The organism is Cohnella sp., assembly GCF_041640265.1.
In the GTDB taxonomy this organism is placed as follows: domain Bacteria; phylum Bacillota; class Bacilli; order Paenibacillales; family Paenibacillaceae; genus Cohnella.
This window is the reverse complement of record NZ_JBEQAP010000044.1, coordinates 1-17101: the sequence shown is the minus strand read 5'-3', so window position 1 is coordinate 17101 and position 17101 is coordinate 1. Positions and strand designations below refer to the sequence as shown.

Here is a 17101-nt window from a genome sequence, read left to right as displayed (position 1 = left end):
AGAGCCTGCGGATTACTCCGTCGGCTCTTTCTCGTGCTTTAGCAATATGTCGGGCGTCACATTCAGATAGTCACAAAGCTTAGCGAGCAATACACGAGGATATCGCTCCATCTCGTCATTATAAAGCTGCCGGACGGAATCGAATCTGTAATCAATGTCCTTTGCGATTTGACGAATCGACAATCCTCGTTCGTCCGCGATGCGTTTCAGATCAGAATGAATCCTTGACACTGGTCAATCGCCTCCTTTGGTCCTATCATATACCATACTACGACCCGTAAAAAGGGTCAATAGTAGGATGACACACAAAGCGGGTCGTGTTAATATGAAGACACGCTAAACGGGTCATCAAGGAGGGCGAGGGAATGCAAGCTGCCGGAGAACATTTACTGTCGCAGATCAGTCAGTCGCTATTCACGATCCAACCGAACGTGAGCATTACGGAGATTCAGGCAAGATTGTCGGAAATCATCTCTCAATACGACATTAGGCGCATTGAGATCGAGGAGCCGCACCCGGACCTGCAGGAGAAGATTGAACTATTCCTGTCCGGGAAGAAACTCGAAGGGTTGTCGCCGCTGTCGCTGGACGGGTATCGGCTCCAATTGCGCGTGTTCGCGGAACACGTGAAGAAAAAGGTCGAGGACATCACGACGGCCGACCTTCGCGTCTATCTCGGACGCTTCCAGAACTTGAAGAGCGCAACCCTGGCATCCAAGCTATCCGTGCTCAAGTCGTTCTTCGGCTGGCTGGCCGCGGAAGATATCATTCCGAAAGACCCGTCGGCCAAAATCAAGCCTCCCAAAAAAGAAAAGCGTCTGCCGAAGGCGCTGACGATTGAGGAACTCGAAATGATGCGGGAAGCCTGCAAAACGATCCGTGAACGGGCGCTGATCGAGGTCATGTACGCGACCGGTTGCCGCCTCTCGGAGGTACAGCAGCTAAACCGGGCTGACATCGACTTTACCACGCAGTCATGTCGGGTCATTGGCAAGGGCAACAAGGAGCGGGAGGTTTATTTCAGCTTCAAGGCCATCTATCACCTGAAAAAATACTTCCTCTCGCGTGGGGACCAGGAACAGGCGCTATTCATCACCGAGCGCCGGCCGTTCCGCCGTATATCAGGGCGCGGGATTCAGCGCGAGATCGGGATTGTTGCGGCTCGGGCTAAGATCACCAAAAACGTCACGCCGCACACGATGAGGCACACCTTCGCGACATTGACGCTTAATAACGGCGCGGAGCTGGTGGCCGTCCAAGAGTTGCTAGGCCATGAAAACCCAGCGACGACGCAGATATATGCGTCCATCACTGCAGAGCGGAAGCGGGAGCAGCATAGAAAATATCTTGTTCAATAAGCCCCTTCGAGGGCTATTTCTTTTGGGGAGGGTTTTTCATGATAAAAGTCTATGACCAGACAATGAAGCTTGTCGCCTATCTGCAAAACGCTTTTAATGTCTCCTACGAAACGCCGTTCAACGGCCTATGGCACGCGTCGTTTTCGTTGCCGGCCGGAGACTCCAAGAACGAAGAATGTCAGGGATTGCGCTATGTCGAACTGTTCGACGGCGAAGAGCGGATAGACCTCTTCCGAATCATTCCGTACACGGCGACCAGGAGCGAAGACGGCACGACGATTTCCTACGAATGCGAGCACGTACTTGCGACGCTGCTGGACGACTTGCTGTTCCAGTTCCACACGATCGGCAACCTTGGCGTTTATACGTTTGATGTACTGCAATACGTCCTGTCCAAGCAGACGACGACGCGTTGGCAGCTCGGGTACACGACATTTAACCATCAATACGAGTATACGTGGGAGAACGAATCCCTTCTCGGAGCGCTGCTGTCCATCCCGAAGCCGTTCGCGGAGGAATACGAGTGGAAATGGGACACGACCGTATACCCATGGAAAATCAATCTTGTGACTCCATCGTCGGCGGTGCAGGCGTATATCCGCTACGGCGTAAACATGATCGGCATCACCAAGGAGACGGACCCGACGGCCATCTGCACGCGCATTTACCCGCTTGGATACGGCGAAGGCGTCAATCAACTCACAATCGCGGAGGTAAACGGCGGCGTGCCGTACATCGATGCGGACACGATCGGCACATACGGGATTATTGCAAAGACCTACGTCGACCGCAGATTTACCAACGCGGACACGCTCAAGGCTCAGGCGCAGACGATCCTCGACAATCTCAAGCGCCCACGAGTATCATACACCGTCCAGGCGGCCGAGCTGCACCGGATCACGCGGAACCCCATCGATCTATTCAAGGTCGGGTCAATGGTACGCGTGCAAGACGCGGAGCTGGGCGAGGACGTCGTTGTTCGCGTCGTAAACAAGCGCAAGGGGGACGTATACGGAGCACCGGGGAACATCGAGCTTGAGATCGCCAACAAACCCGTAGACGTGGCCGACGAAATATCAAGCCTGCAAAAACGGCAGCATATCGCGGAGGTTTACGCCCAAGGGGCAACAAACTGGGATACGCAACCGTTTGCCGATAACGCCGATCCATCACATCCGGCCACGCTTCGGTTCTGGATTCCGCAAGAGGCCGTCCGGATAAACAAAGTTCGGCTGTCATACGAGAGCCAGCGCTTCCGGGGCTATACGCAGGCGATCGAGGGCGGGGGAGCTGCGGCAATCACGAGCGGACCGAGCAGCCTGACGACGACCGGGCCGAGCAGTACAGTAACAACAAGTCAAGTAGGGGTAAATAACAATACGGATACGGGAATTGGGTTCATTGCATTTGACACGAATTTCAATACCTCCGGAACGATGGAGCAAGCTCCGAATCACAACCATGGTATTGCACCTGGTACGAGATTGGCTCTCGAAGGTGGCGGGGGAGTTACTTGGACGGCGTCAGGAGCACACGAACACAAGGTAGGGTATCACACTCATTACTTTACTAGCGACCCGCATGCCCACGGTATGGATCATACGCACCAAATGCCGCATGACCATGTCGTCGAATTGCCAAACCATACGCACGGAATTCAATTCGGAATCTATGAGGGACCGATTCCCACGGCTATGGGGCTGCTGGTAGACGGTGAACTCGTTCCTGGATCGGCAATCAGCGCAAATGATGTGGACTTGTTGCCGTACCTGAGCAAGGACGATGAAGGGAAAATAAGAAGAGGCCAATGGCACGAAATTGAACTCGTACCAAATGGCCTCGGTCGCGTTGTGGCTTCTGTCGTGATTCAACTGTTCGTACAGTCGCGAGGTGGCGGGGATTATTGAAAATACTCGTAAGTGGACCAACTAAATGAATAATCCCCGTTTTTGCGCTGGATGCTGTGATTATTCTTGTTGATCACAATGGCGTCCTTGTCGAGAACAGGGAATAAAAGGGTTTTATCTCCCGACGACAAAACAAACATCTTTTGGTCTTCTGACTTTTGGATGGATACGCCTATGACTTCGAGGTCGTCGGGTGAAACCCAATCTTTATTTTCAACAACATTCGTTCCGACATTCGGTTCACTCACTTGTTCCACATCCTTTTCCTTAGAATTGAGGGTGATCGTGCTTGATTCAAAAGTTACGTCATATCCAAGTATGTCGCCAGCTTCCCGGAGCGGGATATACGTCGAACCGTTGTACACGATTGGCGAGTATTTCAGTTCTACGTCAGATCCGTCCACCTTGACCTTATAATCTGGTCGCAAGGTCGCCGCGATCCTCTCAAACGCCGGTCCCGCAAAGGCGGTGGCCGATGTTGCAAGGAGCACGCCAGCGATCAGGCCGACGATAAGCATTCTAATGTTCTTCAAAGCGATTCCTCCCGTTCGTTTTTGATCATTATACCATATATTTACTAGATTCGACCCCGAAAGGTTTCGGGGTTACTTCATTTTAAAGGCTCTTCGGATAGTTTGGTGGAAAAGCCTCTTATGTAATTCTATTATAAATTCGGATTATACGGTGGAAAACCACCCCTTAAAATGGTATAATTGAAGTATGAAAAAGCCATTCTGGAGGTGCGGAAAATGTGGCGCGTAGTGATGTTCTCGGCTGGTATTGGTAGTTGGGCTGCTGGTATGCGAGTAGCCGAAAAATATGGTACAGAGAAGCTCATCCTCTTATTTACGGATGTGAAGCATAAGCTTGATCAGCATCCACACAGAGGGGAAGACCAAGATGCATACCGCTTTCTTGTTGAAGGAGCTCAGGTTATTGGCGGTAAGCTTGTATGGATTTCCCGTGGGAAGCATATCTGGCAAACGTTCGAAGATAACCGATATATGGGCAACAGTAGGGTTGACCCATGCAGCCGCGAGTTGAAGCGTGAATTGGCTCGTGAATGGGTCGAGAAGCATTTCAAACCTGATGAAGTAACCCTCTATATCGGTATCGACTGGACAGAGATGCACCGCTGTGCTTCTAACGAAAAGGCTTGGTATCCGTACAAGGTTGAGTTTCCGATGTGTGATCAGCCTTACCTGGTAAAGAGCGATATGTGTCGTTGGGCTGAATCTCTTGGTGTAAAACGCCCTAGGCTTTATGACTTAGGGTTCTCCCATAACAACTGTGGAGGCTTCTGCGTTAAGGCAGGATTGGGGCAGTTCTACAACCTGCTCAAAACGATGCCAGAACGCTATGCATACCACGAATCGAAGCAGGAGGAGCTGTTCTCCGTACTTGGAAAACGTGTTCCATTCCTGCGTCAGACAGTCAACGGCAAGCTACGGTATTTGAGCCTCAAAGAGTTCAGAGAACAGGTTGAAGCCGGTAAGCAGATCGATATGTTCGATTTAGGCGGTTGTGGCTGTTTCGGTGATGTTGATTTATCCTCGGATGTAGAAACAGCATAAGGAGCCCAACCAATGGACATTCTCAATCTGCCAGACTTCAAAATCATCGAGATAGCCGACAACGAACATGATATCCAGATTCGGGTGGAGGCTAGTTCTCCACCCCTTGCATGCCCTCACTGTGGCTGCGTAGCGAACCTGTACAAGCACGATAGTCGAGAACAGGTCTGTATGGACTTGCCCATCCATGGAAAGCGCGTAGGGCTCCATATACGCCGTCAGAGGTACAAATGCCGTGAGTGTAGCCAAACCTTCTGGGAGCGCTTAGAACGCACTATAGACGACAAGAGGAACTGTACACAACGCCTTGTGATCTACATCAGCAGACAGAGCCTCAAGCGGTCATTTACCAGCATTGCAGAAGACGTAGGGATGAACGAAAAGACAGTACGCAATATCTTCCGCGATTACATCAATGAGTTGGAGCAGCTGGTGCAGTTCGAGACTCCACGCTGGCTTGGAATTGATGAGATCCACATCATCAACAAGCCAAGATGCGTTATAGCCAATGTCGAGGAACGTACTGTTGTCGATATGCTCCAGAATCGAAACAAGGAGACGGTCGTAAATTACCTCTACAGGCTTCCGAACAAGGAACGGATAACTCACGTCACCATGGATATGTGGCAGCCATACAGGGACGCTGTGAAGGCCGTACTGCCCAAGGCTACAATCATCGTCGATAAGTTCCACGTAGTTCGTATGGCTAACCAAGCCATGGAGACGATCCGTAAGCAGCTTAGAGAAGGTCTGACAACGAAACAGAGGCGCGGCCTTATGCATGACCGTTTCATCCTTCTCAAACGCCATAAAGAGCTTAAGGAAATGGAGAAGGTAACGCTTGATCTATGGACTAAGAATCACCCCTCTCTCGGTATTGCTTATGAGTTGAAAGAAGCCTTTTTCGATATCTGGGAATGCGACAGCAGACAAAAGGCTTTTCTCAAGTACCACGATTGGAAAGCTAAGATCCCTAAAGAGCTTAAGCCAGCGTTTGAGCCTCTCACAAAGGCTATGGCGAACTGGGAAGAGGAAGTGTTCTCCTACTTCGACCATCGCATTACAAACGCCTATACGGAGTCTTTGAACAGCCTTATACGTGTTATGAATCGCATTGGCAGGGGCTACTCCTTTGAAGCCTTACGAGCCAAGATACTCTTTACAGAAGGCGTTATGAAGCAAGCCAAACCTAAATACGTTAAGGACTTCCGTTCTGATTTTGCACATCTGCCAGAGGATCACCCCCATCGGAAGCATCCTTCTATCGGCATTATTACCGATGTTGGAGCATTCCTTGGAACGGATATTTCCACCTTAATCGCTAAACTGGAAGAGGGTTCTTTATAGGCCCTTTTCCACCATAAAATCCGAATACCCATTTTAAAGGAGACATGTTCAATGAACCAATTGGTATTCATCGAAAACAACCGGCCAGTAACGGACAGCCTAACGGTAGCGGAAGCATTCGGAAAGGAACATAAGAACGTTCTCCGGGATATTGAATCACTTGAATGCAGTCCGGAGTTCTCACGGCTCAATTTCGAGCAGTCAACATATACGAATGACCGAGGACGAACCTATCCCAAATATCTCATGACGCAAGATGGTTTTTCTTTTCTCGTCATGGGGTACACCGGTAAAGAGGCGGCCAAATTCAAGGAAATGTACATCTCCGAGTTTAACCAGATGAGAGCCGAAATCGAAAAGCCAGATCCACAAAGACTCATTGCTATTGCACTAATTGAAGCTGGAAAGCTGCTCGAAGCCAAGGACGCACAAATCGCGTTGCTTGAGCCGAAGGCGGCTTTTTTCGATGCTGTAGCCGACAGTAAATCGGCCATCGACATGGCGCAGGCGGCGAAGGTTCTTGATTACGGGAAGGGGCGGACGACGTTATTCCGTATTCTACGGGACCGCGGGGTGCTACGGGCGAACAACGAACCCTATCAAGAATACATCGACCGCGGTTATTTTAGAGTCGTCGAGCAAAAGTACAACAAGCCTGACGGAAGCACGCACATCCACATCAAAACATTGGTTTACCAGAAGGGCCTCGAATATATCCGACGCCTGTTGAAAGAAAGCTAAAAAACAACAAAGGAGATTTAAACGATGAGCCAAGGAAAAGAACTGATTACGAACGTATGGACGGCGGCGTTGTCCGCCAGTGGAAAAGAGGCAGCGTTCAGCGGATGGGTGGCGGCCGCGGGCGTGACCATATCGGCCGCGCTCGGCGGATGGGACAAGGCGTTACAGATTCTTCTGGCGCTGATGGTCGTTGATTACCTGACCGGTCTGGCTGGGGCGATCAAGTCCAAGACGGTAAACTCGGATACGATGTATTGGGGCGGCATTCGGAAAGTTACAGTGTTGGCCGTTATCATGCTAGCGTCGATGATTGACGATTGGGTACAGCCAGGGCAGCCGATCTTCCGGACGGCCGCTATATATTTCTACGTGAGCCGAGAAGGATTGAGCGTAGCTGAAAACCTCGTAACATTGGGCGTTCCGTTCCCAGATAAGATCAAGGACTTCTTGGAGCAGGCGAAGGGTAAGGAGGACGCGCAATGAGCAGCCTTATCGCACTGGATGACGGAATTCGAAAACCGTCACAGGTGGAACGAACGTGCATTAATTGCGGCATTTCGTTTTTAACGTGGCGCTGCTATTTGAGGCGAGAAAATGCAGGGAAATATTGTTCTGGAAGATGCAGAAGGGCATATCGAAACAAGATAGATAACCCTGCCAAACGTGAAGAAGTGCGTCAAAAGATAAGTGCGAATCACGCAGACGTGAGTGGTGAAAAAAATCCAATGTACGGAAGGGTCGGAGAAATCAGTCCGGGATTTATTGATGGAAGGTCTGCTGAAACAAGTTATTATCGATTCATAGCTTTTAAGGAAAAACCAAGGAAATGCGAAGTCTGCAACGTAGAGCCTGAAGGATATAGTTTGCAAGTACACCACAATGATAAGGACCACGGGAATAACCATATTTCAAATTTGATGGTGGTTTGTGCAAAATGTCATTCAAAAATTCACAAGGATACACACGCCCGCGCTCGCGATGAGTTCGGGCGTTTTGTATCTCAATAGGAGGTGGTTTATATGGTACATCGTCAGCTACTCATAGCTCTTGACGATGGTCATTAGCACGGCATGGAAACAGCAGGAAAGCGGACGCCGCTCCTTCCGGATGGAGTCGTAATGCGCGAGAACGAATTTAACCGACGCGTTGTCGCGCTACTGGACGGCCATCTGCGGCGATGTGGGTTTAGGACGATACTGGTCGCTCCGACCGACGTCGACACGCCGCTCAAGCAACGAACGAACGCCGCCAACGCGGCTAAGGCTGACTTGTATATCTCGGTACACGCAAACGCCGTGGGCTTAGGAGAGCTTAACGGGACTCGGGGCATTGAGACGTTTCACTACACGTCCGCCAGTTCTGAGAGCCGACGAGCTGCGGCGATCCTACACCGGCATTTGATCGACGGGACACCGCTGCCGGATCGAGGCGTCAAGGCGGCCGATTTCCACGTTCTGCGCGAGACGAGAATGCCGGCCGTATTGGTCGAATGTGGATTTATGACTAACGTCTCTGACGCAGCGCTCCTCCGGTCGGAGGAATACCGCGCAGAATGTGCGGAAGAGCTGGCGCGCGGCGTGTGCGAATATTTCGGCGAGGCCTACAAGGAAGAGGCGGCACGCACGCCAGAGAAGGAGGGCAAGCCCTTGGACAAAGTGACGGTGATTGTAGATGGTAAGCAGATCGCCGATGGCGTGATTATCAGCGGCAGCACATACGTACCGCTGCGCGCCGTTGGAGAGGCGATCGGGGCAAAGGTTGGATGGGACAACAAGACCAAGACGGCAACGTTGACGAGTAAATAGAAGGTCGGCACAAGGTATAATCTCGGGATGTGGTGTTACCCACACATTACCCACACAGGTGGAGTAATGGTGTAAAATGAGGAGCAACGGAAAAACCGATAAAACGCCGGAATCACTAGGATTATTCAGCATTTAATCATGCTTAGACACGGACAGAAACGTTCATGTAAATATAAGAACGTTATAGGAAATCAGCGTAAGTCTAATACAAAAACAAAGTACATGAAAAAACCTAAAATCATGATTACAAATTCACGGAGGCATGTCATGGAGATTGCAAATGAAGTGATTGATAGTATGTTGATTAAATTTAACTCTGAGAAGAAATGGACTCTTCAAGCGATTGCTCAGCTATCAGAAGAAGATATCACTTGGGCGCCAAACTCTGAAAGCAATAGTATTACTAACTTGGTCGCACACATTCGAGGTTGTGTTCACTCAAGAATAGAAACTATTTATTATGATATTCCAGATACTCGGGACAGAGATAAGGAATTTGAACGTGGACTTAAATATTCTAAAGAACAAGTTTTCAACATGGCTAAAGAAGCATTCGATATAATCATTCAATATCTCGAACACCTCAGATCAAATCTAGAATTGTTACTATCCCAACCATTTATTAATCGTCCACCACTTACATATAGCCAAGTAAATAATGAGACGACAGTTCTAAATCTAATGATCGCAATCGTAAGAGAAATTCATTATCACACCGGGCAAATAATATATGCAGCAAAGATTAGAAAGGGACAACTTGTTTGGAACTATGATTGAAGACATGAATATGCAAGTGATTCGAAGAAGACGCTGACATCCTATAACACCATATTCACGCATCGAGTCGACTCCGTCGCCCCTCGGTCCGGCAGGAGTCTGATGTGATTCGAAGAGGCACTTCAGTGTTCGGGGAAGCGGGATCAGCCGGACACATCCGCACCACCTAACCGCATCGCGACCGCCCTTCGGGCATAAGGTGGTGGGACGTCGTGAATACAAGAACGTTAGATGAAATAATATGCAGTACAAAATATCTGAAGGGACAAAAAAACAATGAACTTCAAGCTGATCTTGTTTGATCTTGATGATACTCTTTTATACTTTGATGATTATTGGGAACAAAGCACAAAAGAAACATTTAGGACATACTCTTTAACAAGCAATCTGAATATTAATGATTTGTTTAATATTCTTAAGGTCAAAGAAATAAACTTAGTGCAGAAATATCATAATCAGGAAATCACAATGGAAGAATATCGTAAATTTCAAGTTAGCGAGACATTATCAGAATTTAACCTTCAAATAGACGATTCCGAAATTGATCTTTTTCATAATCAATATAAACAAATTAGCAAATTATTCATAAAACCTGATATACAGATAACCAAGATGCTTGAATCGGTTTCTACGAAATACCGAATTGGAATTGTTACTAACGGAACAGCTTCTTGGCAATACGATAAGATTGAGTCACTTGGATATGATCGATTTTTCTCACGCGAGTCCATGATCATTTCTGAGCTGGTCGGTGTTGAGAAGCCACATCCATTCATATATCAAAAAGCACTCGAACAATTTGATATAAAGCCTCAAGATACATTATTTGTTGGTGATAGTTGGAAGAACGACGTTATTGGACCCACAGAAATGGGGATGAAAGCAATCTGGGTAAACTTTAGGAACAAACCTATACCAAATAATAATATTGCTCATGGAGTAGTTAATAGATTAATCGAAATAAAAGATTTTTTAAGCTAACACGAAGAGGGCATATTACTTCATCTAACACCGTATTCACGCTTCGGGCCATTCGGCCCTCGGTCCGCCCGAGGCATTTCGGGGAAGTTGAGTCAGGCGGACACACCTGCGACGCTAACTGCGCAAGCGCAGCAGGGGACTTCGTCCTCTTATGCCTCTCGGCGTCGTGAATACAACAACGTTAGATGAAATTAATGTAGAATACAAGGAATGATAAACATGCAAAATTTAAAAAACGCTATTCAATTAAGGGAAGCTGGCAAATTTGAAGAGGCGCGCTCTTTATTACTTAAACTATTGGATCAAGAACCAATGAATCCCTCAGTTTGGTATCAATGTGCTTGGATTCATGATGTCATGGAATTAGAAAGGGAAGCAGTACCTTTTTATAAGAAATCTTTAGAACTTGGAATAGTAGGTGAAGAAAAACAAGGCGCATACTTAGGATTGGGCAGTACGTACCGAACCTTAGGCATGTATAGTGATGCCAAAGTAATCTTGGAAGAAGCCATTAGAGAATTTCCAGATCGAAGAGAATATCAAGTTTTTTATGCGATGGTTTTATTCAATCAGAAGGAATACAGTGACGCAATGGAAATCTTATTAAAGCAATTAGCAGAAACAAGTAATGATAAAGGCATTCAAACCTATAAGAAGGCAATAATATTTTACTCTGATAAGCTGAACCAGACATGGGGTTAAGGCGGTTGGAAGCTGATTCTTCATCTAACACCGTATTCACGCATCGCAGCCTGGTGGCTGCTCGGTCCGCCCGAGGCATTTCGAGGGAGTGGTCCAGGCGGACAACCCTGCGAACCTAACCGCGTCGCAGCCGGCTCCTCCGGAGCCTTAAGGTTCTCGGGTTCGTGAATACGAGAGACGTTATAAGAAACCGGTGCAAAGATTTTTGAAACCAAAACTTAGAACAGAGGAAACCAAGTGAAGAATCCCTTTATAGAGATTTTGTCTTCAGAAGAAGAAATTAGAGAGCTCTTGGGTTTTCCAAGTGAGATTGTAAAGAAGAAAACAGTACATGACCTAGATTTTCATTGTCGCAATTTCATCTCATTGTCACCCTTATTATTTTTATCTACTTCAGATGACGAAGGCTTTTGCGATGTGTCTCCACGAGGTGATGCACCAGGATCGGTAATCGTTTTAGATGAAAAGCATTTAGTTATTCCAGAAAGACCAGGTAATCGTAGATTAGATTCATTGAGGAATATCTTATTGAACCCAAGAGTAGGCATTATATTTATTATCCCCGGACTAGAAGAAACGCTTAGGATTAATGGAAAAGCATATGTTATAAAAGATGAAAAAATTCTTGATCTGATGAAAGCTAAAGATAAAAAACCAGTATTAGGAATTGGAGTAGAAGTAGAGGAATGCTTTATTCATTGTGCTAAAGCATTCAAACGGTCCAGAGTATGGGAGAGCAAGTCGTGGGTGGACGTTGATACACTGCCATCGATTCCATCAATCCTTAAAGATCATGTTAATTCAACTGAATTTACAACAGAAATAATCAGGAAAGGACTACAAGAGAGTTACGAAAAGAGACTTTATTGAAGGAATATTTGTTTGTAATCTCGAAGAAGGCACCGGCATCTTATAACAACGCATACACGGCGGGCTAGCAGGGAAGTAAATCGAAGAAGTAAGCCCTTGGTCTGCCCGATGGATTTCGAAGAAGCAATTCAGGCAGACAAACCTGCGAGGCTAAGTCCTGACGGACCCGGCAGATAGGTCGCTTCGCTTGACCGACTTGGCAGCTTAAGCCTCTGGCTTCGTGAATGCAGAAACGTTATGTGAAATCACAGTTAAAACTATCTTCGAGAGCGACTCAAGGAGGTCTACATGAAAACCATTATCTATATGGTCAGGCATGCCGAATCACCATATGATGAAGGAGACGAAAGGACAAGGGGCCTTACCGCAAAGGGTAAGGCTGATGCTGAAAAAATAACGAAGTTACTTAGTGGTGAAGGAATAGACATCATTATTTCAAGTCCATATTCTCGAGCAGTACTGAGTGTTGAGGGATTGGCTCAGCACTCAAACTTAGGAATTGAAATATTTGAAGATCTAAGGGAACGCCATTTTTCTTCAGAGATAATTATTGATTTAATGTCTAACATTAGAAATAACTTTTACAACCCTGAATATGCGTTACCAGGTGGCGAATCTAATGTAGATTGCCAGAATAGGTCAATTGCAGTGCTCAAGACCATATTAAAAGAACACAAAGGGAAGAAAATTGCTATTGGAACACATGGTCTTGTAATGACTTTGATGATGAATCATTTTGATTCAAAATATGGCTTAGATTTCTTAGATCAATTAAAGAAACCGGATATCTATAAATTGCAATTTGAAGATCTGGAATTAAAAGACGTAGTAAGAATGTGGGGCGAATAGATTTATGTGGGTTACTCGAAGAGGACTGTGACTTCACATAACACCGCATTCACGCATCGGGCTGACGCCCTCGGTCGCAGACGTAGGTTCGGTGGATGCTGCGACAACTCCCTGCGGGAGTTCGTGAATGCGAGGAACGTTAGCTGAAATAAGTGCATTAAAGTGAGGGAAATTCGATGAAGATAAAGCATATTTCATCCGATGTGTATGAAGTAACCCAGATTAATATAAAAGATATGCTAAACAATCAATATTGCATATTTGACCTTGAAGCAACGGGGCCGAATCCAGAGGAAGCTCATGTTACCCAAATAGGGGCCTTGGGGTTTAAGGGATTCGTTATTCAAGATGAATGTAGGTTTTCCTCCCTTGTGCATTCTCCAAAGGAAATTCCCGAAAAGATAGTAAATCTAACTGGTATCAGTAATGCGGATATTAGTAGTGCGCCTGTATTCAGTGATGTCTATAAGAAATTCGTAAATTTTATTGGTGATTCAATATTGGTCACACAAGCAGGATTCGAATTCGACAAGCCACTTTTGAAGAACGAATGTAAACGTAATGGTATGAAAGATGTTCAAAATCAGATGCTTGATATTAAAGTGCTGTTTACTTTTCTATATCCGGACATTAAAGAAATCATATCAACCAATTTTCTAATTCGTTTTTATCAGATTGATGATCAAAAGTTTAAGAGACATGATGCAATAGGGGACTGTAAACTAATTGGAAATATTCTTACAAAAATCCTCCGTGATTTTGAAAGAAGGGGGATCACGGACTTGATTATACAAGAACCTCTAATAATTAAAAAAATGAAACTACAACCATTGTTGTGAGTATCTCGAAGAAGGCATTAACTTCAGCTAACACCGCATTCACGCATCGGGCTTACGCCCTCGGTCGCAGATGTGGGTTCGTGGAAGTGGTTGCTTCGACAACTCCCTACGGGAGTTCGTGAATGCGAGGAACGTTATGTGAAATTAATGCGAGTGCTGATAAAAACCGGAGGTAATTTAATGAATAAAAGCCATTTCATTATCACTGGAACATCAAGGGGCATTGGCGAACAATTAGCCAAGATGCTCCTTGAGAACGGTAACTTTGTCTATGGTATTTCAAGAGGGGATTCTAATTCCCTAGTGAAGTACGAGAATTACATCCATTTCAATATTGATTTATGTGATGTATTGGTAATTGAGAATTTGCTTGGGAAGATTTTCGATCAAATCAACATAAACAACACGGGAATGATTTGTCTTATTAACAATGCTGCCATGCTTGAACCTTTGAAATCAGTAGATCAATGTAATGCAGAAGAAATTAATAAAAACCTACAAATAAGTTTAATTGCACCGATGGTGTTGACATCTTGTTTTATTAAACAATTGGATAATGTCGAAGTAAGACGAAAGATTATAAATATATCATCAGGCTCAGGGACATCTCCAGCACCTGCAATGAGTGTGTATTGTACCGCGAAAGCTGGAATAAATATGTTTACCCAATGTGTCGGGGTAGAGCAATCGAAACGGAATAATCCTATTGAAATCATTGCTGTTGACCCGGGAATGGTCGAAACAGAAATGCAGATAGTCGCTCGAGGAAAGAACACTCATGATTTTGAAATGTCGAATTTCTTTAAACAAGTACATCAAACAGGGCAATTACAATCAACAGAAGATCTTGGAAAGCACTTACTAAACATTATTGATAAGGAGATTGAACCTGGAAAGCTAGTGAAATACTCCGAAGGATGATCCAGAGAAGACATTAACTTCACCTAACACCGTATTCACGCATCGCAGCCATACGGCTGCTCGGTCCGCTCGAGGCTTTTCTAGGTAGCTGGATTCAAGCGGACAACCCTGCGAACCTAACCGCGTCGCGGCCACCCCGATAGGGCTTAAGGTTCTCGGGTTCGTGAATACAAGTACGTTAGGTGAAATAAGCATAAGTGCTAAGGAGATCAAGAGCATGAAGACATTTCTAATAACAGTAGTGATTATCGTTCTTTTATTTTTAATTTCTTTCCTCTACGATAATTTCTCAAAGTCAAAGATTATTCCAAAAGAATCATCGAGTAGTAACAATGAAGATAAAGGGATAGCCTCTTTAATCAATGAATTGGATCAACTTGGATATTACAAATATTTAGAGCTCAGAATCAAAGAAGAAGTAAAAGAAGAATCGATAAAAGTAGGTTATCTATTTGGGTGGGAAGAGTCTGGAAGAGATTATTCGTCAGATGCTGAAGACTTAGCTGAAGGTGGAGTAGGGAAATTAATAGAATCTGTAAAGCCTTATTTAGAAACACAAAACGTCAAAATAACTGAAATAAAAGATGACATTGTTGATATGGATTATAGTGTTGTAATAAACGGGATATCTTACAAGATCTATAGTGAGGATGAAATGGATAAGGATATCTGGGAACTTAGCACAAATAGAGCTTTTGGAATAATAAACAAGCTCCTAAAAGAAGTCTCCTCTAATGAGAGAGTGTACATTCTTTATGGTGGCAATGATCTAAGGGCTGTGTTTTTAACAAGCGAAATGTATAAAGCAATCAATGAATCAAAATTAATACCTGATAGAGAAATGCCAATACCGACTCCTGAGCAGTTCTAAGAAGATGCTTACATCACCTAACACCATATTCACGCATCGGGCATTGCCCTCGGTCCGGCAGAAGTTAGGAGAGGATTCGGGGAGGCATTATCAGTTTCGGGGAAGTTGGGCAGCCGGACACATCCGCACCACCTAACCGCATCGCGGCCGCCCTTCGGGCTTAAGGTGGTGGGACGTCGTGAATACAACAACGTTAGATGAAATTACGAAGCTAGTTCTTATCAAATCCATGAGGTGTATAATGCCAAGACAGATTACATTGGCTGATGGAAGATCAGTAGTAGTTGAATGTTTAAGCTGCGCTTTGACAAGTGGGTTGATTGCACCAACAGGTGGAGTAATCTATGAATCAAGCAACTTCCATGTCCATCAAGATGTTGCTTATCCAATCAAAGGGTTAGTTATATTGGCTTCAAAGAGACATTTTTACTGTATGGATGAATTAACAGAAGAAGAACAGTTTGAGTATATTTCATTGATCCATAAGATCAGAAATGAACAAAGAAAACGATTGGGAATAGACAAGGTCTATTATTTTTATAATGAAGACACAACACATCACTTTCATTTATGGATGGTTCCAAGATATGAATGGATGTATCAATTTGGGAATTCAGTAGAATCATTAAGGCCTGTATTATTACATGCAAGGAATAATATGAACGACGAAGAGAATATGAAGAGCGTAGTAGAAGGAATTAGAATTTTAAGAGAGGGCATGAGGGATTATGTGAGTAGCTCATGGTAACATCATCTAACACCGTGTTCACGCATCGCAGCCTGTGGGCTGCTCGGTCCGCTCGAGGTATTTCGAGGAAGTTGGATTAGGCGGACAACCCTACGAGGCTAAGTGGCGAAGCCACCCGGCGACTCCGTCGCCTTAAGCCTCTCGGGTTCGTGAATACAACGACGTTAGGCGAAACTCTCGTAAAGCATAATTTTAGGGGGATATGATGAGAGGCAAAACTATTAAACTATATATTATGGGCGATAATTATAAGAATTTAAAAACGGCTGAGCTTAGCAATTGGACTGGAAAATCATTTGTTGGAAATCGGAAGCATGTTCAACTACTTCAAATGTTTGATGAACTATCAGTGCCAGGGGTATATTTCCTAATATCTGAGGCTGAAGATTCACTACAAAAACATATATATGTAGGTGAAGCAGATGAAGTGAACAAACGTATTGCTGAACAATTTAGAGCAAAAGACTGGTGGAATGATTTTGTAATCTTCATCAGTAAAGATTCTAATTTAACTAAGTCTCATGTTAGATTTCTTGAAAAAGAGTTGTATGAGTTGCTAAAGCGAAATCAGACTACTATTGATCTCAATAACTCTAAGAGTCCACCGGGATCTAAATTACCAGTTTCAGACTGTGATGATATGAATGATTATATAGAAAATATGATATTCGTTTTAAGTCAATTACTCAACTTTCGCAGAGCACAAATCATCTTGAGAGCATGTCGTTGTAGTCTTTCAAGGTGATCAGGTATTGGGCTTGTAAATAGAAAAACACCGCTTCGTTTGCTAAAGTGAGAGTGTCGAGCAATC

20 protein-coding genes are annotated in these 17101 nt (G+C 45.1%); 18 read left to right on the top strand and 2 right to left on the bottom strand.

The annotated features are described in order from the left end of the window. Positions 1–12: 12 nt before the first annotated feature. Positions 13–231 carry a helix-turn-helix domain-containing protein gene (locus tag ACESLK_RS23245; protein WP_373232096.1) on the bottom strand — a complete coding sequence of 73 codons (219 nt, stop codon included), beginning with the start codon at positions 229–231 and terminating at the stop codon, positions 13–15. A gap of 134 nt (positions 232–365) precedes the next feature. Here ACESLK_RS23245 and xerA point away from each other — a divergent pair, with 134 nt between their 5' ends. Together xerA and ACESLK_RS23235 are read left to right on the top strand one after the other, a co-directional pair. Next, complete coding sequence (gene xerA / locus ACESLK_RS23240) at positions 366–1358, top strand: site-specific tyrosine recombinase/integron integrase (protein ID WP_373232095.1); 993 nt, start codon at positions 366–368, stop codon at positions 1356–1358. A 38-nt stretch (positions 1359–1396) separates the two neighbouring features. After that, positions 1397–3265, top strand: coding sequence for a phage tail spike protein (locus ACESLK_RS23235; protein WP_373232094.1), 1869 nt, complete (start codon positions 1397–1399; stop codon positions 3263–3265). Here the strand turns inward: ACESLK_RS23235 and ACESLK_RS23230 are convergent. Further along, positions 3259–3798, bottom strand: coding sequence for a stalk domain-containing protein (locus ACESLK_RS23230; protein ID WP_373232093.1), 540 nt, complete (start codon positions 3796–3798; stop codon positions 3259–3261). The two genes, ACESLK_RS23235 and ACESLK_RS23230, sit on opposite strands and share 7 nt — an antisense overlap. Positions 3799–4014: 216 nt before the next feature. On the opposite strand from ACESLK_RS23230, the gene ACESLK_RS23225 reads away from it, so the two are divergent. From ACESLK_RS23225 to ACESLK_RS23150, 16 genes are all read left to right on the top strand, one after another. Beyond that, a complete protein-coding gene (locus tag ACESLK_RS23225; protein ID WP_373232092.1) occupies positions 4015–4839 on the top strand; it encodes a hypothetical protein in 825 nt (274 codons plus the stop codon). 12 nt (positions 4840–4851) lie between these two features. Continuing rightward, positions 4852–6186 (top strand): ISL3 family transposase, encoded by a 1335-nt coding sequence (locus tag ACESLK_RS23220; RefSeq protein ID WP_373232091.1) that lies wholly within the window; start codon positions 4852–4854, stop codon positions 6184–6186. Between the two features lie 51 nt (positions 6187–6237). Continuing rightward, a complete protein-coding gene (locus ACESLK_RS23215; protein WP_373232090.1) occupies positions 6238–6927 on the top strand; it encodes a Rha family transcriptional regulator in 690 nt (229 codons plus the stop codon). A gap of 24 nt (positions 6928–6951) precedes the next feature. Beyond that, a complete protein-coding gene (locus ACESLK_RS23210; protein ID WP_373232089.1) occupies positions 6952–7410 on the top strand; it encodes a phage holin family protein in 459 nt (152 codons plus the stop codon). Beyond that, positions 7407–7934 carry an HNH endonuclease signature motif containing protein gene (locus ACESLK_RS23205; RefSeq protein WP_373232088.1) on the top strand — a complete coding sequence of 176 codons (528 nt, stop codon included), beginning with the start codon at positions 7407–7409 and terminating at the stop codon, positions 7932–7934. Before ACESLK_RS23210 ends, ACESLK_RS23205 begins: the two co-directional genes overlap by 4 nt. A 63-nt stretch (positions 7935–7997) precedes the next feature. Continuing rightward, positions 7998–8732 (top strand): N-acetylmuramoyl-L-alanine amidase, encoded by a 735-nt coding sequence (locus ACESLK_RS23200; protein ID WP_483862626.1) that lies wholly within the window; start codon positions 7998–8000, stop codon positions 8730–8732. 267 nt (positions 8733–8999) lie between these two features. Continuing rightward, positions 9000–9509: a DUF1572 family protein gene (locus tag ACESLK_RS23195; protein ID WP_373232086.1), complete on the top strand. Its 510-nt coding sequence runs from the start codon at positions 9000–9002 to the stop codon at positions 9507–9509. A gap of 276 nt (positions 9510–9785) precedes the next feature. Next, positions 9786–10490 (top strand): HAD family hydrolase, encoded by a 705-nt coding sequence (locus tag ACESLK_RS23190; RefSeq protein WP_373232085.1) that lies wholly within the window; start codon positions 9786–9788, stop codon positions 10488–10490. A 219-nt stretch (positions 10491–10709) separates the two neighbouring features. Then, a complete protein-coding gene (locus tag ACESLK_RS23185; RefSeq protein ID WP_373232084.1) occupies positions 10710–11192 on the top strand; it encodes a tetratricopeptide repeat protein in 483 nt (160 codons plus the stop codon). A gap of 237 nt (positions 11193–11429) precedes the next feature. Beyond that, positions 11430–12062, top strand: a complete 633-nt coding sequence (locus ACESLK_RS23180; protein ID WP_373232083.1) for a pyridoxamine 5'-phosphate oxidase family protein — start codon at positions 11430–11432, stop codon at positions 12060–12062. Between the two features lie 288 nt (positions 12063–12350). Next, on the top strand, positions 12351–12911 hold the full coding sequence (locus tag ACESLK_RS23175; protein WP_373232082.1) for a histidine phosphatase family protein: 561 nt from the start codon (positions 12351–12353) through the stop codon (positions 12909–12911). Positions 12912–13087: 176 nt separating this feature from the next. Next, complete coding sequence (locus tag ACESLK_RS23170; protein WP_373232081.1) at positions 13088–13750, top strand: 3'-5' exonuclease; 663 nt, start codon at positions 13088–13090, stop codon at positions 13748–13750. 180 nt (positions 13751–13930) lie between these two features. Then, positions 13931–14671 (top strand): SDR family NAD(P)-dependent oxidoreductase, encoded by a 741-nt coding sequence (locus ACESLK_RS23165; protein ID WP_373232080.1) that lies wholly within the window; start codon positions 13931–13933, stop codon positions 14669–14671. A gap of 217 nt (positions 14672–14888) precedes the next feature. Then, positions 14889–15542, top strand: coding sequence for a hypothetical protein (locus ACESLK_RS23160; RefSeq protein ID WP_373232079.1), 654 nt, complete (start codon positions 14889–14891; stop codon positions 15540–15542). Between the two features lie 241 nt (positions 15543–15783). After that, on the top strand, positions 15784–16290 hold the full coding sequence (locus ACESLK_RS23155) for an HIT family protein (protein WP_373232138.1): 507 nt from the start codon (positions 15784–15786) through the stop codon (positions 16288–16290). Between the two features lie 205 nt (positions 16291–16495). Beyond that, positions 16496–17035 carry a GIY-YIG nuclease family protein gene (locus tag ACESLK_RS23150; protein WP_373232078.1) on the top strand — a complete coding sequence of 180 codons (540 nt, stop codon included), beginning with the start codon at positions 16496–16498 and terminating at the stop codon, positions 17033–17035. The last annotated feature ends 66 nt before the right edge of the window (positions 17036–17101 follow it).